Origin of the sequence: Phyllobacterium sp. CL33Tsu (genome assembly GCF_900113985.1) — a bacterium.
GTDB classification, from domain to species: Bacteria; Pseudomonadota; Alphaproteobacteria; order Rhizobiales; family Rhizobiaceae; genus Phyllobacterium; species Phyllobacterium pellucidum.
The window spans coordinates 567,005-590,109 of the sequence record NZ_FORJ01000001.1 but is presented as its reverse complement, the minus strand read 5'-3'; the positions used below and the strand labels follow the sequence as shown (position 1 = coordinate 590,109).

Sequence of the window (23,105 nt, the reverse complement as noted above, 5' to 3'; positions counted from 1 at the left end):
TGGCGCAATTCAAACGTCAAGTCCCTAGGCCCGGAAATTCATCGCAGGCGAGATCGCCCGCACTGCCTGTTCTCTCCGATCGAGAAAGGTTCTAAACTATTTACATTCGTGCTGGGCAAGAGGTAAAGATAGTTTACCAGTTGCGCGTGCGGTGCTGGCAAGGGAGAGGCAATGACCGGACTGACAATGCCGAAAAGTGATGAAGCGACGCTTGGCCGCCGGGCCGAGATCGTTGCGGCATTACGCGCGATCGTTCCGGGCGAGGGCGTCGTCGACGTCACCAACGAAATGCGCGCCTTCGAGTCCGACGCATTGACCGCCTATCGGCAATTGCCGCTCGTGGTGGTTCTACCGCAAACCGTCGCCCAGGTTTCCCGCGTCCTCAAATATTGCCACGAAAACAATGTAAAGGTCGTGCCGCGCGGCTCTGGAACCTCGCTTTCCGGCGGTGCACTGCCGCTTGAGGACGCCGTGCTCCTCGTCATGTCGCGCTTCAATCGCATCCTCGAAATCGATTTTCCGAACCGCGTTGCCGTCGTCCAGCCCGGCGTGACGAACCTCGGCATAACGAAGGCGGTCGAGCACGAGGGCTTCTACTATGCCCCTGATCCATCGTCGCAGATTGCCTGCTCGATCGGCGGCAACGTCGCTGAAAACTCCGGCGGCGTACACTGCCTGAAATACGGGCTGACGGCCAATAATGTCCTCGGCATCGAGATGGTCCTCATCAATGGCGACATCATTCGCCTTGGTGGCAAGCATCTCGATAGCGATGGCTATGATCTGCTTGGGCTGATGACCGGCTCGGAAGGGCTGCTGGGGGTCGTCACCGAAGTGACCGTCCGCATTCTCCAGAAGCCGACAACGGCACGTGCCCTGATGGTTGGCTTTCCGACCAGCGAGGAAGCCGGTCAGTGCGTGGCCGATGTCATTGCCGCCGGTATCATCCCGGGCGGCATGGAGATGATGGACAGGCCGGCCATCCATGCCGCCGAGGACTTCGTCCATGCCGGCTATCCGCTCGATGTGGAGGCTCTGCTCATCGTGGAACTTGACGGTCCCGTGGTCGAGGTCGATCACCTCATCGCCATGGTCGAGGCGATTGCGCGCAAGAATGGCGCAACGACCTGCGTCGTCTCGCAGAGCGAAGAAGAACGAATGATATTCTGGGCGGGACGCAAGGCGGCATTTCCCGCCGTAGGCCGTATCTCGCCGGATTACCTTTGCATGGACGGTACCATACCGCGCAAGGAATTGCCGAAGGTGCTGGCCGGCATGCGCGAACTCTCGGAGAAGTATGGATTGCGCGTTGCGAATGTCTTTCACGCCGGCGACGGCAACCTGCATCCGCTGATCCTCTATGACGCCAACATCCCGGAGGAACTGCACAAGGCGGAAAGTTTCGGTGCCGACATATTGCGGCTCTGCGTCAAGGTGGGCGGGGTTCTGACCGGTGAACACGGCGTTGGCGTCGAGAAGCGCGATCTGATGCCGGAAATGTTCAATGACACCGATCTCAATCAGCAGATCCGCGTCAAGTGCGCCTTCGACGAGAAGCATCTGCTCAACCCCGGCAAGGTATTCCCGCAACTGCACCGCTGCGCTGAACTCGGGCGGATGCACGTGCATCAGGGTAAGATGCCGTTTCCCGACATTCCGAGATTCTGAGCGTGAGCACTTTCCAGCCTAAATCCGAGGATGAGATCGTCGAAGCTGTGCAATGGGCTCTTGGCGCCAACGCGCCGGTGGAAGTCGTCGGCCAGGGCTCCAAGCGCGGGCTCGGCCGGCCGTTGCAGACCGAGCATACGATCGCATTGTCGGATTATGCCGGCGTCACGCTCTACGAGCCGCATGAACTGGTCTTGAGCGCCAAGGCAGGCACGCCAGTTTCCGAACTCGAAGCACTGCTTGCGGCAAGCGGGCAGGCGTTTCAGTTCGAGCCGATGGATTACGGACCGCTTCTGGGACAGCCTGCCGGTCAGGGGACGCTTGGGGGTTTGCTGGCCACCAATCTTTGCGGACCCCGGCGTCTCAAGGCGGGATCGGCGCGCGACCACGTGCTCGGCGTGCGGGTGGTCTCCGGCCGGGGTGAACTGTTCAAATCCGGCGGACGCGTCGTCAAGAACGTGACCGGTTACGACCTGTCGAAAGGCATGGCCAATTCCTGGGGCACGCTCGGGATCGCCACCGAGATCACCTTCAAGGTGCTCCCGGCGCCCGAGACCGAATCGACGCTCGTCATACGCGGTCTTGCCGATGACGAGGCGGCGCGCGCCATGGCAATCGCCATGGGGTCGAGTGGCGAGGTGGCATCTGCCGCCCATCTTCCGGGCAACGTTGCGGCAAGGGTCATCGATGGCGCGCTCGGCGGCGAGGCTTCGACCCTGCTGCGGCTCGAAGGGTTTGCGCCTTCGGTTGCCGACCGCATGACCATGCTGAAGAACCTCCTGGCCTCGGCAGGCGAGATGGCGGACGTCTCCGGCGACCAGTCGCGCCGGCTCTGGCAGGAAATCCGCGACGTCATCCCTTTCGCCGACGGTACGGAGCAGCTGGTTTGGCGTGTTTCCATGGTGCCGATGGAGGCCTGCAAGCTCGTCGCCTCCCTGCGCATGGGAGCGGCAGTCGATGCCTATTACGATTGGCAGGGCGGCCTCGTCTGGTTGCGCATGGAGGGCGAGCCGGAAGCGGACGCCGTAAGGGCGCTCTTGCGCAAATATGGCGGCGGGCATGCAACCTTGGTACGGGGGCCCGCAAGTGTTCGGGCGGCCGTCCCCGTGTTCGAGCCGCAGGCCGCCCCGCTGGCGGCGCTTTCGAAGCGCCTCAAACAGCAATTCGATCCGAGCGGCATTCTTAATCCCGGCCGCATGGTTGCAGGAGTGTAGCGTGCAGACAAATTTCAGCCCCGAGCAGCTTCTCGATCCGGGTGTCGCCGAGTCTGAAAAGATCCTGCGCAAATGCGTGCATTGCGGCTTCTGCACGGCCACTTGTCCGACCTACGTGACGCTCGGCAACGAACTCGATAGCCCGCGCGGCCGCATCTATCTCATCAAGGATATGCTGGAAAACGGCCGTCCGGCCGACGAGCAGATCGTCAAACATATCGACCGCTGCCTTTCGTGCCTTTCGTGCATGACGACCTGCCCATCGGGGGTCAACTACATGCATCTCGTCGACAATGCGCGCGCCCACATCGAGAAGACCTACAAGCGTCCGCTTATGAACCGGATGACCCGCGGCGTGCTTGCCTTCGTCCTGCCCTATCCCGGGCGGTTTCGCCTGGCGCTCAACCTCGCAAGGTTTGGGCGGCCGTTAGCTGGACTGTTCGGCTCGCTGACGGCAACAAAGCCACTGGCGGCGATGCTCGAACTTGCGCCGAATTCCGTCCCGGCAACATCGTCCTCGGCCGTACCCGGGGTGCACAAGCCAAACGGCGAAAGAACGGGTAGGGTAGCGCTTCTCAGCGGCTGTGCGCAGCCTGTCCTGAAGCCGGGTATCAATGAAGCGACGATCCGGCTTCTCAATCGCCTCGGCGTCGAGGTGGTCCTGCCAAAAGGCGAGGGCTGCTGCGGCTCGCTGGTCCACCATATGGGCCGCGAAGAGGAAGCGCTCGCGGATGCGCGCCGCAACGTCGATGCGTGGACACGCGAACTTGAGACAGGCGGTCTCGATGCGATCATCATCACCGCCTCGGGTTGCGGCACGACGATCAAGGATTATGGCTACATGCTGCGGCTCGACCCGGCTTACAAGGACAAGGCGGCGCGCATCTCGTCGCTTGCGAAGGACGTCACCGAATATCTTGCCACGCTCGACATGCCGGCGTCGCAACAGGCGTCCGGCCTGACCGTCGCCTATCATTCCGCCTGCTCGATGCAGCACGGCCAGAAGATCACGCGCCAGCCCAAAGACTTGCTGAAGGCGGCAGGTTTCATCGTCAAGGACCCGGCCGAGGGCCATTTGTGCTGCGGTTCGGCCGGCACCTACAACATCATGCAGCCGGAAATCGCCCGCACGCTGCGGGATCGCAAGGTCAAGAATATCGAGGCGACCGGCGCCAGCATCGTCGCCACCGGCAATATAGGCTGCATCACCCAGATCGCCGGCGGATCAAGATTGCCGATCGTCCACACGGTCGAACTGCTCGACTGGGCCTATGGCGGCCCGAAGCCCGAGGGGCTTCCCGCGCCGAAAAACATCCTGCAGGCGGCCGAATGAAAAAGGGCAGCGGCTTTCTCGAGAAAGCCGCTGCCCGTTCCCGGCACCGCCCCCGGTGCCGGCCCCCACTAACCCTTATCGGACGATGACTTTCGTGCCGACATTGACCCGTGCATAGAGCTCGGTGACATCCTCGTTGCGCATGCGTATGCAGCCGCTCGACACCGCGTGGCCGATGGTCCACGGCGCGTTGGTGCCATGGATACGGTAGAGCGTGGAACCGAGATAGAGCGCACGGGCGCCAAGCGGATTGGCGATGCCGCCCTCCATGTGCGCCGGAATATAGTGGCCCTTTTCGGCCTCCCGATCGATCATGTCCTGCGGCGGGTACCAATCAGGCCACATGGCCTTGCGCGTAATATTGTTCGTTCCCGACCACGCAAAGCCTTCCTTGCCGACGCCCACGCCGTAGCGTCGCGCCTTGCCGCCGGCTTCAACGAGATAAAGAAAACGCTCGGACGTATCGATAACGATCGTACCCGGCTGTTCAGCGCCATCATAAGCGACGCTTTGCGGCAGGAACTGCGGATCCATGGCCTGCTTCCTGGGCTGGTCTTCGCCCAGCGGGACGTCCGGGCGCTGGAACGAGACCTCCCGCGCGGCAGGATTGGAAAGATCGCGATTGCGGCGCGGCCTCGTCACGCGCTCCGGGCGCTCGCTGAAGACGACATAGCCGCGCGGGTTCACCGGGCGTCCGACCTGGTTTACTGCTTCGCCGACTGGCCGCTTGCGCAGTTGCGTCACCCATGGCGCGGAAAGATCGGGGCTCATGACGACAGGAGGCTTGGTCGCATAGCGTTCGCTCGCCATTGCGGACGGGATCGCCGCTGAGAGAACCGCTGATGCCAAAACCAATAATGCCGACTTCATTGAAATTACTCTGGAACTCTCCTGACAGGATTTGTCAGGTTTCGGATTGAGTTTGCCGATTGGCAGGTAGAAAAAAGTGAATCAGAATCAATAAAACATAAAATGCCGCGAAAACCGTGGGTTATAGTTACCGGCGGGTTTGCAAGCACGGTTAACAATAGGAAAGGGACAGGCGCGATGCAAGACGAAACTCCCCCGAAAACCGGACTTATCACGGATGATGCGGGCGAGACGCGCTGTTTTTGGCCGGGAACGCTGCCTGAATATGTCCACTACCACGACCACGAATGGGGACGTCCGGTGACAGACGACACCCGGCTCTTCGAAAAGATCTGCCTCGAAGGCTTCCAGTCCGGGCTCTCCTGGCTGACGATCCTGCGCAAGCGCGAGAATTTCCGCAAGGCGTTTGACGGTTTTGACTATCACAGGATTGCAGGCTACGGCGAAAAAGAGGTGGACCGCCTGCTCGCCGATGCCGGCATCATCCGCCATCGCGGCAAGATCAACTCGGCGATCAACAATGCCGGGCGCGCCATCGAACTCGTCAAGGAAACCGGCTCGCTCGCGGCCTATTTCTGGCAGTTTGAACCGCCGGCGGACGAGCGGCCGAAGGTGGTCGACTACCCGACCTTGATCGCCAACCCAACCTCGCCGACATCGGTTCGTCTTTCCAAGGATTTGAAAAAGCGCGGCTGGAGCTTCGTCGGCCCGACGACCATGTATGCGCATATGCAAGCAATGGGTCTCGTCAACGATCACATCGAGGGCTGCAAGTGCCGCCAGGAGATCGAGAAGCTGCGTTCGAACTTCAAGCGGCCGGCCTTGGCTTCATAGCGTCGAGACCCGCGCCATCAATCCTTGCCCTGAACACCTCTATGCGTTAGAGCAAACCGGCTTGGGCTCGGGACCGTCCTGAACTCGCGAAAAGCTTCATTTCAGGGTATCGGAACAGCATCATGACGACGAAGGCAGACAGGGTAAAAGCGCGGCTGCCGCGCGGTTTTGTGGACCGTGCGCCTGACGATTTGCGCGCTGCCGACAAGATGATGGCCGAGATCCGCAAGGTATACGAGCTGTATGGTTTCGAGCCTGTCGAGACCCCGCTTGTCGAATATACGGATGCGCTCGGAAAGTTCCTGCCCGACCAGGACCGCCCGAATGAGGGCGTGTTCTCGTTCCAGGACGATGACGAACAATGGTTGTCGCTGCGTTACGATCTCACAGCGCCGCTCGCGCGTTTCGTTGCCGAGAATTTTGAAAGCATCCCCAAGCCCTACCGCAGCTACCGCGCCGGCTGGGTGTTTCGCAACGAGAAGCCCGGCCCCGGCCGCTTCCGCCAGTTCATGCAATTCGATGCCGATACTGTCGGCGCGCCATCGGTCTCGGCCGATGCCGAAATGTGCATGATGATGGCCGATGTCATGGAGGCGCTCGGCGTTCCGCGCGGCGACTACATGATCCGCGTCAATAACCGCAAGGTGCTCGACGGCGTTCTCGACGCCATCGGCCTTGCTGGAGATGACAATGCGGGCCGGCGGCTGAACGTGCTGCGCGCCATCGACAAGCTCGACAAGTTCGGGCCGGAAGGAGTGCGTGAATTGCTCGGCAAGGGCCGCCTCGATGAAAGCGGCGACTTCACCAAGGGCGCCGGCCTCGACGAGGCGGCGATCACCAAGGTGCTCGATTTCACCTCTGCCGGCGGCGCAACTGGCAGCGAAACCATCGCCAATCTCGAACACGTCATCAGCGGCAACGACAAGGGCGTCGAGGGCGTCGCCGAACTTGCCACGATCGAGGCGCTATGCTCGGCGGCCGGCTACGAGGGCCGGGTCAAGATCGACCCCTCCGTCGTGCGCGGCCTCGAATATTATACGGGTCCCGTCTTCGAAGCCGAACTGACCTTCGACGTTACTAATGAAAAGGGCGAGAAAGTCGTCTTCGGTTCGGTCGGGGGCGGCGGCCGTTATGATGGTCTGGTTTCACGCTTCCGCGGCGAGCCGGTACCGGCGACCGGCATTTCCATCGGCGTCTCTCGCCTGATGACGGCATTGAAGAACCTCGGCAAGCTCGACGTCTCCGACAATATCGGACCGGTCGTCGTCCTCGTCATGGACCGGGATACGACAAGCCTCGGACGCTACCAGAAGATGGTGTCGGACCTTCGACAGGCCGGCATCCGGGCGGAGATGTATCTCGGCGGATCGGGCATGAAGCCGCAGATGAAATATGCCGACCGCCGCGGTGCGCCCTGTGTCATCATCCAGGGTTCGCAGGAGCGCGACAATGGTGAAGTGCAGATCAAGGATCTCATCGAGGGCGCACGGCTGTCGGCCGAGATCGAAGACAATGTAACTTGGCGCGAAAGCCGCCCGGCGCAGATCACCGCGAAGGAAGGCGATCTCGTGATCGAAGTGCGCAAGATTCTCGAGGCGCAGGCCGAAGATCGCGCCAAAGGTCTGAAGTAAAGCTGACGCACATGCTGCCATTTGTCATTTCACCCCCCTCTGGGCTGCCGCCCATCTCCCCCACAAGGGGGGAGACCAGCATTCCTGTACGTCTCGACGAAACGCAGGTCGTTGGTGCCCAATGCGCCGCTGATGCCGTTTCGATCTCCCCCCTCGGGGGGGAGATGTCCGGCAGGACAGAGGGGGGTGAGTGCTGCCATTCGCGAGGAATGCGCCAAGCATGACCGCATCCCGCGCCCCTGCCTTTTCTGCCGATCTCGCGGCGCTGATTGCCGGCCGCGATGCCGAACTCGTGGATATTCCGGTCATCCAGCCCGCCGACCAGTTTCTCGATATGGCGGGCGAAGATCTGCGCCGGCGTATTTTTCTCACCGAGAACGAAAACGGCCAAAGTCTCTGCCTGCGTCCCGAGTTCACCATTCCGGTCTGCCGCAATCATATCGAACGCAATGCCGCGACGCCCAAGCGCTACGCTTATCTCGGCGAAGTCTTCCGCCAGCGCCGCGAAGGCGGCAATGAGTTTTTCCAGGCCGGCATCGAGGATCTCGGCGACGCGAACCGCGCCCGTGCCGATGCCCGGTCACTTGCCGATGCGATTGCATCAATCAGGCTGGCCGCGCCCCAGGCCCAACTTGAAACGCTCCTGGGTGACCAGGCCATTTTCGAAGCTGTGCTCGCCTCCCTCGGCTTGCCGCGCGGCTGGCAGAAGAAACTGGCGCGCGCTTTCGGCAATCATGCCCAGTTGAAAGGCCTGCTTGCCGATCTTGGCTCAGACCGCGAAAAGGGAACGCTACCGGATCGGCTGGCCGCACTTGTCGAAACAGGTGACGAAACAGAGCTTGCCGCCGAACTCGAAAAGGACATGCAGGCCGCCGGCATCTCACCGGCATCCGGGCGGGCACCGGTGGAAATCGCCCGGCGTCTCATCGAAAAGGCGAGCCTTGCCTCGGTTCGCCTGCCGGTGCGCACCATTGCGGCGCTTGAGGAGTTTCTCGCCATCCGCGTGCCTCTCGCAGAAGCCGCCGGCTATCTTCTCAGCTTTGCCCGCGCCAATGAGTTCGACCTCGGCCTCGCACTGGAACAGTTCGAGGCACGCGCCGTATCGGTTAAAGAGGCAGGGATCGGCAACGAAACGATCATCTACGATGCGGCCTTCGGACGCCCGATCGACTATTACACCGGGCTTGTCTATGAGACGCGCGCGATTGATCGGCCTGACCTTGGCGCAATTGTCGGCGGCGGCCGCTATGACCGGCTGCTGACGATGCTCGGCGCGGTAGGTTCCATTCCCGGTGTCGGCTTTTCCGTTTGGCTGGACCGGCTTGAAGAGATCGCGGGAGATGCACAATGACCGTCACTCTCGCGCTTCCCTCGAAAGGCCGTCTCAAGGAACAGGCGCTGGAGGTGCTGGAAAATGCCGGCCTCAGCGTCATCCTGCCCAAGGATCAGCGCAGCTACCGGGCCAAGGTCAAGGGCAACAGTGACATTGACATTCTGTTTCTTTCGGCCTCCGAGATCGCACGCGAGCTCGGCTATGGCAGCGTCGATCTTGGTGTCACGGGTGAAGACCTGATCCGCGAAACGCTTGCCTCCGCCGACGAACGCGTTCGCGTCGAAGCGCGGCTCGGATTTGGCCATGCGGATGTCGTCGTTGCCGTCCCGGAGGTTTGGTACGACGTATCGACGATGGCAGACCTCGATGATGTCGCTGCGGATTTCCGCCAGAGGCATGGCCGACGCCTGCGCATCGCCACGAAATACTGGCGGCTGACCCAGCAGTTCTTCTCGCAAATGCACGGCATTCAGGTCTATCGGATCGTCGAGAGCCTCGGCGCTACCGAGGGGGCGCCTGCTTCCGGCGCCGCCGACATCATCGTCGATATTAGCTCGACTGGATCGACGCTACGCGCCAACCATCTGAAAATCCTAGATGATGGGGTCATTCTGAAATCGGAGGCCTGCCTGGTCTCGTCCCGGCAAACCGCTGAAACCGGGGCCGTTGCGGAGCTTTTACAGCGTATTGCGGCGGCACAAGCAAAGCACTGATCCATCAACTCTACGTGATGGACGGGTTGCACTGTAACCTTTCGGTCGATCCTTACGTATTTCCCTGCAGAATACCGGGCATCCTCGGTATCTTTATGCTGGGAGTTATCTCATGATGACACGTCGAACGCTTTTTAGCGGTGCGCTTGCAGGGCTCGGCGCCCTCGTCGCGGCAAGGTTCGCAAATGCGCCCAAGGCCGTGGCGGCAGGCACATTCGAAGTCGAGCACAGCGACGCCGAATGGAAGAAGTTGCTGACGCCGGAGCAATATTACGTCTTGCGCCAGGAAGGCACGGAACGTCCTTTCACCAGCCCGCTCAATCACGAAAAGCGCAAGGGCACCTTCACCTGCGCCGGGTGCGACCTTGCTCTCTTCGACTCCGATACCAAATTCGACAGCGGCACGGGCTGGCCAAGCTTCTGGACAGCGATGAAGGGCGCTGTCAACGAGACCAAGGACAGTTCGTTCGGCATGACGCGTACGGCCGTGGAGTGTCACCGTTGCGGCGGCCACCTCGGCCACGTCTTCGATGATGGCCCAAAGCCGACAGGGCTGCGCTATTGCATGAATGGGGTCGCACTCAACTTCAAACCGGTTGCTGCTTGAACGCGCAAAGGGATAAGACCATGAAACCATATCATTTTATGCTTGCTGCGGGCCTGTTGCTGTCACCCGGCTGCGCGCTTGCCGGTGAAGACGTCACCATGGTGCCGCCCCCGGCTGTCGACCAGACGGCATCGGCGAAGTCCGAATCCATTGTGCTTGCCGGTGGTTGCTTCTGGGGCGTGCAGGGGGTCTACCAGCACTTGAAAGGCGTGACGAGCGCCGTTTCCGGCTATGCCGGCGGCAAGAAGGAAACCGCCAGCTATGAAATCGTGAGCGGCGGCGATACCGGCCATGCCGAGTCGGTGGAAGTCACGTTCGACCCGAAGGTGGTCAGTCTCGGCAAGGTTCTGCAGGTCTATTTCTCCGTCGCGCATGACCCGACGCAATTGAACCGGCAGGGCCCGGATTCAGGGACCCAGTACCGCTCGGCGATCTTCACGACCAGCCCCGATCAGGAGAAGATAGCGAAGGCCTATGTCAGCCAGCTCGATAAGGCGAAGGCCTATCCGAAGCCGATCGTCACCAAGATTTCTGCTTTGGAAAAGTTCTATCCGGCCGAAGCCTATCACCAGGACTATGCGACGCTGCACCCTTCGCAGCCTTATATCGCGTATAATGACCTGCCGAAGATCGCGAACCTCGGCAAATACTTCCCCGGCGACTACCGGGAAAAACCGGTGCTCGTCGGCGAGGCGAAGCCGTCGAACTGATCGTCAAACAAGAAAAAGGCCGCTCGAAGCGGCCTTTTTAATCGATGCTGTATTTGATCAGCCGCGTTTTGCGTCGATCGACAGGGCGCCTGCGCCGCATGCAGCAAGCACGAAGAAACCGCCGGCTACGCCGAGATTCTTCTGGAAGAACATCCACTGCACCATGCCGGCGTCGCCCGTCCAGTTCAGGTGGGCCGCAGCAGTTGCCGCAAGCGTGAAAATGCCAAGCGCCAGAGCAGCAATCCGCGTCTGGAAGCCAACGAGTACGGCAAGGCCGCCTAGAAGCTCAAGCAGCCCGACGAGCACCGCCACGATGGTCGGCGCCGGAAATCCGAGGCTGCCGAAATATCCGGCGGTGCCACCGATGGCAGTGAGCTTTCCATAGCCAGCCAGGATGAACATGAATGATAGCAGTATGCGACCTATAAGAATGAGTGCGCTGTTGTTCGCCATAGAAAGTCTCCAGGGTTTGTCGTGACAGGCCAATAGCTAGATTCGATTGTCAAACAAAGCCACTATTTTCTCGACAGATTGTTCACAATAGAATGATTTTCCGGGGTTACTCCGGCGATATCATTCGTTCGGGACGCACGAGGCGATCATAGTCCTCGGCCGAGACGCCGCTGGCGAGTGCTTCTTCGCGCAACGTCGTGCCGTTCTTGTGGGCTGTCTTGGCGATCTTGGCTGCGTTGTCATAACCAATAGCAGGGGCAAGCGCAGTAACCAGCATGAGCGAACGATCGAGCAGGTCCTTGATGCGGACCTCGTCGGCCTCGATGCCGTCCACGCAATTATCTGCGAAGGATACCATGGCGTCGGAGAGAATGCGGATCGACTGGAGCACGTTGAGCGCCACCACGGGCTTGTAGACGTTGAGCTCAAAATGGCCCTGGCTGGCTGCGATGGTAACCGAGGTATTGTTGCCGAACACTTGCGTCGCAACCATGGTCAGGGCTTCGGCCTGGGTCGGGTTGACCTTGCCCGGCATGATCGATGAACCCGGTTCATTTTCCGGAAGCTTCAGTTCGCCGAGGCCCGAACGTGGGCCCGAGCCGAGGAAGCGAATGTCGTTGGCCATCTTGAAGAGATCGGTCGCCAGGGAATTGAGGCTGCCGTGGAAGTTCGTAAGAGCGCCATGGCTCGCCAGTGCTTCGAACTTGTTCGGTGCCGTCTTGAACGGCAGGCCGGTAATGTCCGATACGGCCTCGGCGAAAGCCGTATCAAATCCCACCGGGGCGTTCAGTCCCGTTCCGACCGCGGTACCGCCCTGGGCAAGAAGGAAAATATCGGCAAGGCTCTGCTCGATGCGCTTGCGCGCATACTCGAGTGCGGCGCGATAACCGGAGAACTCCTGCCCGAGGGTGACAGGTGTCGCATCCTGCGTGTGGGTGCGTCCGATCTTGATGATGTCGGCGAAGGCCTTTTCCTTCTTGAGTACCGCCTCCGTCAAGTGGGTGAGCGCCGGAAACAGCCGATGCGTGGCTTCAATTGCGGTCGCGATATGAATTGCCGTCGGGAAAGTATCGTTCGACGACTGGCTCATATTGACGTGGTCGTTCGGATGGACCGGCTTCTTCGATCCCATTGTACCGCCGAGCATTTCGATGGCGCGGTTGGAAATGACCTCGTTGGCATTCATGTTCGACTGCGTGCCCGAGCCGGTCTGCCAAACGACGAGCGGGAAATGATCGTCGAGCTTTCCTTCAATGACTTCCTCTGCGGCAACGGTGATCGCGCGGCCGATGACTTCATCGATCTTTCCGAGGGAGAGATTCGTTTCGGCTGCTGCGCGCTTGACGATACCGAGCGCCCGCACCAGCGGAATGGGCATTCTTTCGCCACCGATCTTGAAATTGTGCAGCGAACGTTCCGTCTGCGCGCCCCAATACCTGTCGGCTGCAACGTCGATTGGGCCAAAAGTATCTGTTTCCGTACGGGTAGAACTCATCGTGTCATTTTCCTGGTGGGAGTTGGCAAGAGCACTACTGCGAAGCTCCCGGAGAGGCAAGGTTTGGCGATGGAATGTTGGTCTGGATTTCGCCCGGCTTTCGGATAAAATCGATTAAGCGCTTATGATCAATCAACATTGGCGATGCGGCGTGAGACAGTCAGGCAACGAATCCATCCCAGCGCATTCAGCCGGGCGCTACCGCGAGTTCTCGCCGACGGCCGAGTTGCGGCCGCATTTCCTCTGCGCGTGGAACCACGAGGGTATCGGCGAATTGGCGGCGACCGTGGCGGTCTTTCCCGATGGTTGTGTCGACATATTGTGGTCGGAAGGCAAACTGACGATTGCGGGTCCCGACACGGCCCCACATATCGTCGATGGTTCCCTGGCCAATATCGTCGGCATCCGCTTTGCTCCAGGCGCTGCGAGCAAATGGCTTGGCATTCCAATGTCCGAACTCGTCAATCAGCGTGTCGACGTGTCCGAGCTTTGGGGTGCGCGCGCCGAGGCTCTCGCCGAAAAACTTGTCGTAGCGAAAACCATCGGGGACGCGACGGAACGGCTCCAGTCTGCCTTGTCGGACATCGCTCCATCGATTGCATCGCCCGACAGGGCCATGGTTGCCGCCTTCGACACGCTCAAGCGCTCGAAAGATATTGTGGCTATTGCCGAATTGGCGACAATGCTCAATGTGAGCGAGCGCACCTTGCGCCGGCAGTTCCTGCACAATTTCGGATATGGGCCAAAAACGCTGGAGCGCATCCTGCGTTTTCAGAGATTCCTGAAGCTCGGCCGGCGCGATCCCGGAAGCGGCATTGGTGCTCTGGCGTTCGACGCGAACTATGCCGACCAGGCGCATTTGAGCCGCGAGGCAAAATCCCTGTCAGGTCTTTCGCCCTCGGCGCTCCTGCAGCATCTCGCGGCATAAGTGGCCGTTTTGTTCAAGACAGAAAGTCGTTAGGCGCATAAGCTTGCCGTACGCGATGAGGGAGGACAACCATGGCTACACATGAAGCAAGGACCCTTCAAATTTCAATCGGACGCAATTGGCAGGATGTTTATGACTACGTCAGCGTTGCGGAAAATCTGCCGCAATGGGCATCCGGCCTGACATCCGCCTTGCAGAAATCCGGTGATGAATGGCTGGCCGATGGGCCGGCGGGCAAACTTCGATTGCGCTTTGCGCCGAAGAACGAAGTCGGGGTTCTCGATCATTGGGTGGTTATGGAGACCGGGGACGAGGTCTATATCCCTATGCGGGTGGTGCCCAACGGCGACGAGAGCGAACTCATATTTACGCTTTTTCGCGTGCCGGGCATGGATGACGAAAAATTCAACGCAGATGCGGCCTGGGTCAAGCGTGATCTTCAGGCGCTGAAGGACCTGCTCGAAGCGCAACTTATAGGATGAGGACGATGGCCAGTTCAGGCAAAGATAAATGTATCGACTATGTCGAATTCAATGTCAGCGATATTGGCGCGGCGCGCAGCTTCTATGGCGACGCGTTCGGATGGACATTCACGGACTATGGTCCGAGCTATTGCGAGTTTTCCGACGGGCATCTCAAGGGCGGCTTCACCACCGAAGGCAAACCGCGTCCCGGCGGCGCGCTGATCATTCTTTTCGCCGATGATCTTCAAGGCACGCTCAAACAGGTCGAAAAAGCCGGTGGCAAGATCACCAAGCCGGTATTTACCTTTCCCGGAGGCCGGCGCTTTCACTTCGCCGACCCGGACGGATACGAGCTTGCCGTCTGGTCGGATAAATAGCCGACAGTTCAGCGCGCCAGCGTCAGCATGTACGCTTCATATTTTTGCAGGAAGGCGTGCAGTAGCTGCGGATATTCCGGCGTTACCGCCTCGCGAACGCTTGGATGCGCTGCGAGTGCTTCGCGCCATGCCCGCACTTTCGGGTAGTCGGTGAAAATGCCGAGTTCTACGATCTCGTCGAATGTATCGAAGTAGCGGAAAATCGGGGCGTAAACCGCATCGACTAGGCTGAAGCCAGCGCCCGCAAAGACGGGACCGTCGCCAAGAACCTCTTCGACGCGGCCGAACTTTTCAGTGATCGCCTTGCGCTTCTCTTCGAAAACCGCAGCGTCCTTCGTTGTCTCCAGCGCCCAGAGGTCGGAAAGGATCGATGAACCAAATTCCATCCAGCCGCGATGGCGTGCCCGCGTCAGCGCGTCGTCGGGATGAAGTTTCGGCCCCGGCTGCGATTCGTCGATATATTCAGCAATGACAGAACTCTCGAAGAGAATCGCCTCGCCGCCATCCGCCTGGGGGACGCGCAGAAGCGGCACCTTGCCGAGCGGCGATATTTTCAGGAACCAATCTGGTTTCGCTGCAAGGTCGATATAGATCTTTTCAAAGGGCACGCCCTTTTCAGCGAGCGCGATTGCAGCACGCTGGACATACGGGCACAGCAGATGGCTGATCAGAACGAGCGACGCCATGACGATGATCCTCCGGATTTGCCGGCTGGGCGATCGCGTTTCGACCGCCCAGCCCAGCGATCAGGCCGCGCGAGCGGTCTTCAAGGCGTTGGCCCACCAGACGAGCTGGTCGAGCTGGCTGGTGGCTGCTTCATTGAGATGCGGGTAGTCGCCGAGCTTCTTCTCGCCCTTGACGGCGCTCAGATACTCGGAATAGGCGATGTGAACGCCGGTCTTTACCGAAGCCGATCCCATTTCGACGAAGATGAGGCGCAGATGCTCGATGGCGCGCGCGCCGCCCACGCCACCATAACCGACAAAGGCGACCGGCTTCTGGATGAAATCGCCAAGGTCGATGGCGTTCTTAAGGACAGCCGTCGGGCCGTGGTTGTATTCGGCGACCGTGAAAACATAGCCATCGAATTCGCGCAGCTTCTTCTTCCAGCGTTCGGCGGTCTCGTTCTGGGCGTCGCTGGTGCGTTCTTCGCCGAAGAAATTCATGGGATAGTCAAGCAGATCGATAATTTGGACCTCGACATCTCCGCGCTGTGCAGCGACGTCGGCAATCCATTTGGCGGGAAATTCGGCGAAACGGCCGATACGGGTGCTGCCGACAATAACGGCGATCTTGGCTTTTGACATAAAAATTCCTTCGTCTTGGGGGGATGGTAACTAATAGTGCCCGGCGCTATATAAGTGACTGTTCGAAACCCCCGCAAGGAGGCACTTTTGTGAAACCAGATCACTTTCAGGTAACCTCGGCATGCACTGCGGTTAATCACATTCTGGCGCGCGTCGGCGATAAATGGACGGTTCTCGTCGTCAATTATCTCGGCAATAAATCGATGCGCTTCAATGAGTTGAAGCGGACCATCAATGGTATCTCGCAAAAGATGCTGACGAGCACGCTGCGCGGACTCGAGCGCGATGGTTTCGTGACCCGTACGGTTTACCCGACGATCCCGCCACGCGTCGACTACGAACTTACCGATCTCGGCCGCGACCTTCTGGTGCCTGTCCGCGCGCTTGGCGACTGGGCGATCCGCAACGAACAGCGGGTCGCCGAAGCACGCGCGCGGTTCGATGCCATTCATGAAGGTTCGGAGCCAAAGCAGATCTTCTCCCAGGCGGCTGAGTGAAGAAAAGTTCAACGCGCATTAGGTGGCACTGCCCCGATAGAAGGATTCTCTCGGCGTCTTGAAACTTGAGTAAAAATCGCTGTGCCACAAGTGCGGCGGACGAACGAGCCGCGCGAGCAGAAGTTGAAGAACACGCAAATCAAAACAAAAAGGCGGGTCGAAACCCGCCTTTTCCGTATGTCGCTGGATGAGGACTTCTTAGAAGTCCATGCCGCCCATGCCGCCCATGCCGCCGCCCGGCATTGCCGGAGCAGCCGAGTCTTTCTTCGGCGCTTCAGCAATCATGGCTTCGGTGGTGACGAGAAGGCCAGCAACCGAAGCTGCGTCCTGGAGAGCGGTGCGAACGACCTTGACCGGATCGACGATACCGAGCGTGATCAGATCGCCATACTCGCCATTGGCCGCGTTGTAGCCGTAGGTGTCCTTCTTGTTCTCAAGGATCTTGCCGACAACGATCGAAGCTTCATCGCCTGCGTTCGTTGCGATCTGGCGGGCAGGAGCCTGCAGAGCACGGCGAACGATGTTGATGCCAGCGTCCTGATCGGCATTGGCGCCCTTGATCGTAAGAGCAGCCGAAGCGCGAAGCAGGGCGACGCCGCCGCCAGGAACGATGCCTTCTTCAACAGCCGCACGGGTTGCATTGAGGGCGTCGTCGACGCGGTCCTTCTTTTCCTTCACTTCGACTTCCGTCGCACCGCCGACGCGGATGACGGCAACGCCGCCAGCGAGCTTGGCAAGGCGTTCCTGCAGCTTCTCGCGGTCATAGTCGGAAGTGGTCTCTTCGATCTGCTGCTTGATCTGGCCAACGCGAGCGTTGATTTCGCCCTTCTTGCCATTGCCGTCGACGATCGTGGTGTTTTCCTTGGTGATCGACACCTTCTTGGCGCGGCCGAGCATGTCGAGCGTAACGCTTTCGAGCTTGATGCCGAGGTCTTCGGAAATAACCTGACCACCGGTGAGGATCGCGATGTCTTCGAGCATGGCCTTGCGGCGATCGCCGAAGCCAGGAGCCTTGACAGCAGCAATCTTCAGGCCGCCGCGCAGCTTGTTCACGACGAGCGTTGCAAGGGCTTCGCCTTCGACGTCTTCGGAGATGATGACGAGGGGCTTCGAGGTCTGGACGACAGCTTCGAGAACCGGCAGGAGAGCCTGGAGGTTCGAGAGCTTCTTCTCGTGGAGAAGGATGTATGCGTCCTCGAGGTCAGCAACCATCTTTTCCGGGTTGGTGACGAAGTACGGCGAAAGGTAGCCGCGGTCGAACTGCATGCCTTCGACGACTTCGAGTTCGGTCTCGGCGGTCTTGGCTTCCTCGACGGTGATGACACCTTCGTTGCCGACCTTCTGCATCGCCTTGGCGATCATTTCACCGATTTCGGATTCGCCATTGGCAGAGATCGTGCCAACCTGGGCGACTTCTTCCGAGGTCTTGATCTTCTTGGCCTTCTTGACGAGGTCCTTGACGACTTCGGCAACAGCAAGGTCGATGCCGCGCTTCAGATCCATCGGGTTCATGCCGGCTGCAACGGCCTTGCCGCCTTCCTGAACGATGGCCTGGGCGAGAACGGTAGCGGTCGTGGTGCCGTCGCCGGCGATGTCGTTCGTCTTCGAAGCGACTTCACGGACCATCTGCGCGCCCATGTTTTCGAACTTGTCTTCGAGTTCGATTTCCTTGGCAACAGTGACACCGTCCTTGGTGATGCGCGGTGCGCCGAAGGACTTGTCGATGACAACGTTACGACCCTTCGGGCCGAGCGTTACCTTTACTGCATCGGCAAGGATGTTGACGCCGCGCAGCATGCGCTCGCGCGCATCACGGCTGAATTTTACTTCTTTGGCTGCCATTTTATCTCTCCTGGGATTAAACCCGGTTTGATCTAAATTCGTTGATTGCGGGGATGCGCGGCGATTAGCCGAGGATGCCCAGAATGTCGGATTCCTTCATGATCAGCAGGTCTTCGCCGCCGATCTTGACTTCCGTACCCGACCACTTGCCGAACAGGATCAGATCGCCTGCCTTGACATCGAGCGGTACGAGCTTGCCGGCTTCGTCACGAGCGCCGGTGCCTACGGCGATGACTTCGCCTTCCTGCGGCTTTTCCTTGGCAGTATCCGGAATGATGATGCCGCCAGCGGTCTTTGCTTCGGATTCGACGCGGCGTACGACGACGCGGTCATGAAGCGGGCGGAACTTGGTCTTGGCCATGGTTAGAACCCTTGATGTTGGTGTCAAAACGATGACGCGAATGGCAGCGCCATTCGCGGTATTAGCACTCGCTTGGGGTGAGTGCTAACTGCGGCCGGAGATAGTGGGATCGGTTTGAAGAGTCAAGGGAAAGCATCATTTAAAATGGCCTGGAGAGGCAATGCTTGGAAGCCGGGTCCATCTACAAACCGCTTTATGGCATATTCATGTGAAATGCGAATGACGTGACGGCAGAATTCACACAATGCTGCAAGTCGGCGTGGGCGCGATCGGCGGAAACACGCGCCCCAACCGCATCAATCCTCGGCGCTTTCTTCGCCCACGTGATGCGTCATGTCGACAAGCATGTCGCTGACATGCTTGTCGGCCAGTTCGTAGAAAATCTGTTTTGCCTGCCGGTTGCCGCGCACGAGCCGGGCGCCGCGCAAGAGGCGCAGATGATGGCTGACCAGCGATTGCGATAGGTCGAGGCTCGCGGCGATATCTCCGACTGAGCGCGGCGCTTCGAGGCAGAACAGGAGTATGCGCAGCCGCGTCGGATCGCCGAGGAGACGAAAGGTTTCGGCGAGAACCGTGAGTTCAGGGGGGAGAGGAGGGGTTGAGCTCAATGTTTGTGCCCCTCATGCCCGTGCTCGTGAGCGGCATGATCATGTCCGCCGTGATCATGATCGGCCTCGTCGTGGGCATGGCCGGAATGGTCGTGTTCGTGCCCTTGCTGGAGATCATCGCCAAGGCAGCAATCGTCCCTCGCTGTATCCTCCGGCCAGTCGATGGCAATCGTTGCGTGCGATATCTCGAACTTCTTCATGAGTTCGGCTTCGACCTGTTTCACCAGAAGCCGCGGATTCGTATCCGGAGCAGGGCGCACATGCAGCGTTGCCAGCGGCTTGCCCGAGGTGATCATCCAGACGTGGACATGGCGGACGGCGGCAAGTCCCGGAACCGTCTGCTTTAGATACTGCTCGATGGCTTCAGGTGCGGCATTGCCTGGCGCGCCTTCGAGCAGGATATGCAACGAGTTGCGCAGGAGCGCCCAGGCGCTGCGCAGGATCAAAATGGACACGAAGACAGAAAGTATCGGGTCGATTGGCGTCCATCCGGTATAGTAGATCACGATCGCGGCAACGATCGTGCCGACGGAACCTAGGAGATCGCCCAGTACGTGCAGCACCGCTCCCTTGATGTTGACCTGCTCGGTATCGCCGCCGCGTGTCAGGATCCAGAAAACCAGCATGTTTATTAAAAGGCCGACTGTGGCGACGATAAACATGGGACCGGCCAGGACTTCGCCAGGATTGCGGAAGCGCTCGATGGCCTCGTACGTTATCCAGATGAGAATGGCGAACAGCGTGACGGCGTTGATAAGCCCGGCAATGACCTCGAAGCGCATATAGCCGAAAGTGCGTTTTTCGTCGGCGGCGCGCCGGCCGAAACGGAAGGCGAAGTAGGCCAGTGACAGCGCCACCACATCGGTGAACATATGGCCGGCATCGGCAATCAGCGCCAGCGAGCCCGCCATGAGCCCGCCCACGATCTCGACGATCATGAATGAAAAAGTTATTGCAAGTGCAATGAGCATTTTCGTCTCGTTGCCCGCAGTGACTTTAGGCGTGTGGTCGTGGCCGGCATGGGGGTCTGACATTGTGAAGCCTCTAGCAAACATATCAATATGTGTTCATGTGTTTGTTAGGCGAAGGCAAAGGTCGTGTCAATCGCAGATAGTGCCCGTCCGAAACCCCGAACGGCACAACGTGAGCTTTTTCAAACATAACCGGCGTGACAGGTCAGGCACGATCCGCTAATCGAGACAGTCTCAAGACTCTCGTCGCATAGTATTTTGCCTGAAGGGACCGGCATGACCGACATGATACATTTGCAGCGCCTCGATGCATTGATGGATCGCTACGACGTACTGCTGTGTGATGTCTGGGGCGTCCTGCACAATGGCGTCGATTCCTTCGCACCCGCCTCGGCGGCCTTGCAAAGGGCCCGTCAGGCCGGCCTGACGGTGGTTCTCATCACAAATGCGCCGCGCCCCTTTGCCGGCGTAGCGGAGCAGATTCATGCGCTTGGCGTGCCGGAATCGGCCTATGACCGGATCGTCACATCGGGCGACGTCACCCGCGAATTGATCCGCAACGCGCCGCGCCGTGTGTTTCATCTCGGGCCGGAGCGCGACGAAACCCTCTATGACGGCATCGACGTGGAACTGGTCGAGGAGCGCGAAGCCGATGTCGTCGTCTGCACGGGTTTCTTCGATGACGATACGGAAACGCCGGAAGACTATGCCGACATGCTGGTGCGCTTCCGCTCGCGCAACCTGCCGTTCATCTGCGCCAATCCGGATATCGTCGTCGAGCGCGGCGATCGCCTCATCTGGTGCGCCGGGGCGCTTGCTCGCGATTACGGGCAGCTTGGCGGCCGCACGCTCATCGCAGGAAAGCCGCATCGCCCGATCTACGAGGCGGCGGTTGCCGCGGCGGAAGACGTGCGCGGCACCCCTGTCGAACGTTCGCGGGTACTTGCCATCGGTGACGGCATGCTGACGGATATCAAGGGCGCCGATCTTTTCGGCATCGATGTTCTCTATATCTCCGGCGGTATTCATGCCGGCGATTATGTGATGGGCGGTGTCCATGACCTTGAGAAGCTTCTGGCGTTCCTCGCAAAGCACGGAAGCAATCCCGTTGCGACGATGCCCGCCCTGGCGTGAGACAAAGATATGCCGATCCTGCGTCTGAACGATCCGTCTCATTTGCCCGATGAACTGAAGGGCGCCATTGTCGCCATCGGCAATTTCGACGGCGTGCACCGTGGGCACCAGGCCGTTCTGGGCCGGGCGCTGGAGACCGCACGCGCCGAGGGCAAGCCATCGCTGGTATTGACCTTCGAGCCGCACCCGCGCAGCGTTTTCGTGCCGGACCAGCCGGTGGACCGGTTGACACCCGCCGCCGAGAAGGCATCGATCCTCGAAGCGCTGGGATTCGATGCGGTGGTCGAATGCAATTTTACCCGCGAATTCTCGCAATTGACGGCGGATGTCTTTGTGGACCGCATTCTCGTTGATGGCCTTGGCGCAACCCGTATCGTCGCCGGCTTCGATTTTCATTTCGGCAAGGGCCGTCAGGGTGGCCCGGCGTTCCTGATGGCAGCGGGCGAAGAACGTGGCTTCCACGTCACGCTCGTCGATGCCTTCCGTGACGAGGGGGGCCATGCGATCTCGTCAAGCCGCATTCGCGATATGTTTGGCGCAGGTGAAGTGGTCGAGGCGGCCGGGCTCCTTGGCTACCGGCACCGCATTCGCGCCACGGTCGTCGGCGGCAAGCAGCTGGGGCGCACGATCGGCTTTCCGACCGCCAACATGGTGCTTCCGCCCGAGACCCATTTGAAGCACGGAATTTATGCGGTGCGCTTCCGCCGGGCCGACGGTACGCTTCTTGACGGCGTCGCCAGCTTTGGCCGCAGGCCGACCGTCGATACGGATGGCGAGCCGCTGCTTGAAACATATGTGTTCGATTTCAGCGACGATCTTTACGGCGAAACCTGCGCCGTCTCTTTCTTCGGCTATCTGCGCGGCGAGGAAAAATTTGACGGTCTCGAGCCGATGATGCAGCAGATCCGGCGCGACGAAGAGGAAGCGCGTGCGCTACTTCAAGGTGTCAAGCCGTTGTCGCCGCTGGACCAGAAGATTAATTTCGACTGAGGAAGATGGGCGCTTTACCCATGATCTGACAATAAGGGAGCGATGGAATGAGACTGATTGGAATGCTGGATTCGCCCTATGTGCGACGGGTGGCAATTTCACTGAAAATGCTGAACCTGCCATTTTCCCATGAGTCCCTGTCGGTTTTCCGGGCCTTCGAGGCCTTTTCGAAGATCAATCCGGTCGTGAAAGCACCGACGCTCGTGACGAATGAAGGCGTCGTCCTGATGGATTCGTGCCTGATCCTCGAATATGCCGAGCGCATTGCAGAACCCGCGCTGGGGCTGACACCGGCGGAAATTACGCATTTTACGCGCTCGCAGCGGATCATCGGCCTCGCGCTCGCCGCCTGCGAAAAGAGCGTCCAGATCGTCTATGAGCACGATCTGCGGCCTTCGGAAAAGCGGCATCAGCCCTGGCTTGATCGCGTGCATGGCCAGCTTGCCGATGCGTATCGTTTGCTGGAAGCCGAAGTGCAGCAGGCGGACCCATGGATCTTCGCAGATCGGCCGCTCCAGGCGGATATTACGAGTGCCGTTGCCTATCGGTTTACCCGTGAGATGCTGCCGGACGTGATCGCGGCCGGCGAATATCCGGCACTTGCCGCCCTCTCGGAGAAATCCGAGGCGTCGGAGGCATTTCTTGCCTTTCCATTCAGTTGACGCCAGTGTGGTAAATTGTTTACCACGTTGCTCAATGCAATTTTATCTATCACTCGATTAGTTTTGACGCGTACGCTTGCCACCCCCCAGACAGGCCCCGGAG

Annotated in this window: 25 protein-coding genes; 16 read left to right on the top strand and 9 right to left on the bottom strand. The window is 59.7% G+C overall.

The genetic code is table 11. The annotated features are described in order from the left end of the window. Positions 1-171 precede the first annotated feature (171 nt). The 3 genes from BM074_RS02955 to glcF are packed head-to-tail and all read left to right on the top strand — an operon-like array spanning position 172 to position 4,215. Positions 172-1,668 (top strand): FAD-linked oxidase C-terminal domain-containing protein, encoded by a 1,497-nt coding sequence (locus tag BM074_RS02955; protein WP_091919639.1) that lies wholly within the window; start codon positions 172-174, stop codon positions 1,666-1,668. Positions 1,669-1,670: 2 nt separating this feature from the next. Next, positions 1,671-2,882 carry an FAD-binding protein gene (locus BM074_RS02950; RefSeq protein ID WP_091919637.1) on the top strand — a complete coding sequence of 404 codons (1,212 nt, stop codon included), beginning with the start codon at positions 1,671-1,673 and terminating at the stop codon, positions 2,880-2,882. A gap of 1 nt (position 2,883) precedes the next feature. Next, on the top strand, positions 2,884-4,215 hold the full coding sequence (glcF, locus tag BM074_RS02945; protein ID WP_091919635.1) for a glycolate oxidase subunit GlcF: 1,332 nt from the start codon (positions 2,884-2,886) through the stop codon (positions 4,213-4,215). A 75-nt stretch (positions 4,216-4,290) separates the two neighbouring features. Here the strand turns inward: glcF and BM074_RS02940 are convergent, their stop codons facing one another. Continuing rightward, positions 4,291-5,085: a L,D-transpeptidase gene (locus BM074_RS02940; protein ID WP_091919633.1), complete on the bottom strand. Its 795-nt coding sequence runs from the start codon at positions 5,083-5,085 to the stop codon at positions 4,291-4,293. 177 nt (positions 5,086-5,262) lie between these two features. Between BM074_RS02940 and BM074_RS02935 the strand changes: the two genes are divergently transcribed. The 6 genes from BM074_RS02935 (at position 5,263) to msrA (ending at position 10,913) form a co-directional block, all read left to right on the top strand. Continuing rightward, the gene (locus BM074_RS02935; RefSeq protein ID WP_091919632.1) at positions 5,263-5,919 is read left to right on the top strand and encodes a DNA-3-methyladenine glycosylase I; all 657 of its coding nucleotides are present in this window, start codon (positions 5,263-5,265) and stop codon (positions 5,917-5,919) included. Between the two features lie 122 nt (positions 5,920-6,041). After that, positions 6,042-7,550 carry a histidine--tRNA ligase gene (gene hisS, locus BM074_RS02930; RefSeq protein ID WP_091919630.1) on the top strand — a complete coding sequence of 503 codons (1,509 nt, stop codon included), beginning with the start codon at positions 6,042-6,044 and terminating at the stop codon, positions 7,548-7,550. A 220-nt stretch (positions 7,551-7,770) separates the two neighbouring features. Beyond that, the gene (locus BM074_RS02925; protein ID WP_091919629.1) at positions 7,771-8,901 is read left to right on the top strand and encodes an ATP phosphoribosyltransferase regulatory subunit; all 1,131 of its coding nucleotides are present in this window, start codon (positions 7,771-7,773) and stop codon (positions 8,899-8,901) included. Beyond that, positions 8,898-9,596: an ATP phosphoribosyltransferase gene (gene hisG / locus BM074_RS02920; RefSeq protein ID WP_091919627.1), complete on the top strand. Its 699-nt coding sequence runs from the start codon at positions 8,898-8,900 to the stop codon at positions 9,594-9,596. The genes BM074_RS02925 and hisG overlap by 4 nt, the downstream gene beginning before the upstream one ends. A gap of 112 nt (positions 9,597-9,708) precedes the next feature. Continuing rightward, positions 9,709-10,203 carry a peptide-methionine (R)-S-oxide reductase MsrB gene (gene msrB, locus BM074_RS02915; protein WP_091919625.1) on the top strand — a complete coding sequence of 165 codons (495 nt, stop codon included), beginning with the start codon at positions 9,709-9,711 and terminating at the stop codon, positions 10,201-10,203. Between the two features lie 20 nt (positions 10,204-10,223). Further along, positions 10,224-10,913, top strand: a complete 690-nt coding sequence (gene msrA / locus BM074_RS02910; RefSeq protein ID WP_027230218.1) for a peptide-methionine (S)-S-oxide reductase MsrA — start codon at positions 10,224-10,226, stop codon at positions 10,911-10,913. Positions 10,914-10,970: 57 nt separating this feature from the next. Here the strand turns inward: msrA and BM074_RS02905 are convergent, their stop codons facing one another. Together BM074_RS02905 and fumC are read right to left on the bottom strand one after the other, a co-directional pair. Next, positions 10,971-11,366: a DoxX family protein gene (locus BM074_RS02905; protein WP_027230217.1), complete on the bottom strand. Its 396-nt coding sequence runs from the start codon at positions 11,364-11,366 to the stop codon at positions 10,971-10,973. 106 nt (positions 11,367-11,472) lie between these two features. Further along, positions 11,473-12,861, bottom strand: a complete 1,389-nt coding sequence (gene fumC / locus BM074_RS02900; RefSeq protein ID WP_027230216.1) for a class II fumarate hydratase — start codon at positions 12,859-12,861, stop codon at positions 11,473-11,475. Between the two features lie 151 nt (positions 12,862-13,012). Between fumC and BM074_RS02895 the strand changes: the two genes are divergently transcribed. The 3 genes from BM074_RS02895 to BM074_RS02885 all read left to right on the top strand — a co-directional run bounded on the left by BM074_RS02895 (position 13,013) and on the right by BM074_RS02885 (position 14,630). Then, positions 13,013-13,789 (top strand): AraC family transcriptional regulator, encoded by a 777-nt coding sequence (locus BM074_RS02895; RefSeq protein ID WP_175498867.1) that lies wholly within the window; start codon positions 13,013-13,015, stop codon positions 13,787-13,789. Positions 13,790-13,860: 71 nt separating this feature from the next. Next, positions 13,861-14,271, top strand: a complete 411-nt coding sequence (locus tag BM074_RS02890) for an SRPBCC family protein (RefSeq protein ID WP_027230214.1) — start codon at positions 13,861-13,863, stop codon at positions 14,269-14,271. Between the two features lie 5 nt (positions 14,272-14,276). Then, the gene (locus BM074_RS02885) at positions 14,277-14,630 is read left to right on the top strand and encodes a VOC family protein (RefSeq protein ID WP_027230213.1); all 354 of its coding nucleotides are present in this window, start codon (positions 14,277-14,279) and stop codon (positions 14,628-14,630) included. An 8-nt stretch (positions 14,631-14,638) separates the two neighbouring features. Here the strand turns inward: BM074_RS02885 and BM074_RS02880 are convergent, their stop codons facing one another. Both BM074_RS02880 and BM074_RS02875 read right to left on the bottom strand, forming a co-directional pair. After that, complete coding sequence (locus BM074_RS02880; RefSeq protein WP_027230212.1) at positions 14,639-15,316, bottom strand: glutathione S-transferase family protein; 678 nt, start codon at positions 15,314-15,316, stop codon at positions 14,639-14,641. A 60-nt stretch (positions 15,317-15,376) separates the two neighbouring features. Beyond that, positions 15,377-15,937, bottom strand: a complete 561-nt coding sequence (locus BM074_RS02875; protein ID WP_091919621.1) for an NADPH-dependent FMN reductase — start codon at positions 15,935-15,937, stop codon at positions 15,377-15,379. Positions 15,938-16,026: 89 nt separating this feature from the next. Between BM074_RS02875 and BM074_RS02870 the strand changes: the two genes are divergently transcribed. After that, positions 16,027-16,434, top strand: coding sequence for a winged helix-turn-helix transcriptional regulator (locus tag BM074_RS02870; RefSeq protein ID WP_228019132.1), 408 nt, complete (start codon positions 16,027-16,029; stop codon positions 16,432-16,434). 198 nt (positions 16,435-16,632) lie between these two features. Here BM074_RS02870 and groL read toward each other — a convergent pair whose 3' ends face one another. From groL to BM074_RS02850, 4 genes are all read right to left on the bottom strand, one after another. Further along, positions 16,633-18,276 (bottom strand): chaperonin GroEL, encoded by a 1,644-nt coding sequence (gene groL / locus BM074_RS02865; RefSeq protein ID WP_027230209.1) that lies wholly within the window; start codon positions 18,274-18,276, stop codon positions 16,633-16,635. A gap of 64 nt (positions 18,277-18,340) precedes the next feature. Further along, positions 18,341-18,637 (bottom strand): co-chaperone GroES, encoded by a 297-nt coding sequence (gene groES, locus BM074_RS02860; protein ID WP_027230208.1) that lies wholly within the window; start codon positions 18,635-18,637, stop codon positions 18,341-18,343. Between the two features lie 296 nt (positions 18,638-18,933). Next, a complete protein-coding gene (locus tag BM074_RS02855; RefSeq protein WP_091919618.1) occupies positions 18,934-19,245 on the bottom strand; it encodes an ArsR/SmtB family transcription factor in 312 nt (103 codons plus the stop codon). Then, the gene (locus BM074_RS02850; RefSeq protein ID WP_244532715.1) at positions 19,242-20,279 is read right to left on the bottom strand and encodes a cation diffusion facilitator family transporter; all 1,038 of its coding nucleotides are present in this window, start codon (positions 20,277-20,279) and stop codon (positions 19,242-19,244) included. The genes BM074_RS02855 and BM074_RS02850 overlap by 4 nt, the downstream gene beginning before the upstream one ends. Before the next feature lie 222 nt (positions 20,280-20,501). Here BM074_RS02850 and BM074_RS02845 point away from each other — a divergent pair, with 222 nt between their 5' ends. Genes BM074_RS02845 through BM074_RS02835 form a run of 3 tightly spaced genes read left to right on the top strand, consistent with a single transcriptional unit; the run spans position 20,502 to position 23,002 of the window. Then, positions 20,502-21,350 carry a TIGR01459 family HAD-type hydrolase gene (locus tag BM074_RS02845; protein ID WP_091921405.1) on the top strand — a complete coding sequence of 283 codons (849 nt, stop codon included), beginning with the start codon at positions 20,502-20,504 and terminating at the stop codon, positions 21,348-21,350. A 9-nt stretch (positions 21,351-21,359) separates the two neighbouring features. Beyond that, the gene (locus BM074_RS02840) at positions 21,360-22,340 is read left to right on the top strand and encodes a bifunctional riboflavin kinase/FAD synthetase (RefSeq protein ID WP_091919614.1); all 981 of its coding nucleotides are present in this window, start codon (positions 21,360-21,362) and stop codon (positions 22,338-22,340) included. A gap of 47 nt (positions 22,341-22,387) precedes the next feature. Beyond that, entirely contained in the window at positions 22,388-23,002 is a 615-nt protein-coding gene (locus tag BM074_RS02835; RefSeq protein ID WP_091919612.1) for a glutathione S-transferase, read from the top strand. Positions 23,003-23,105 lie beyond the last annotated feature (103 nt).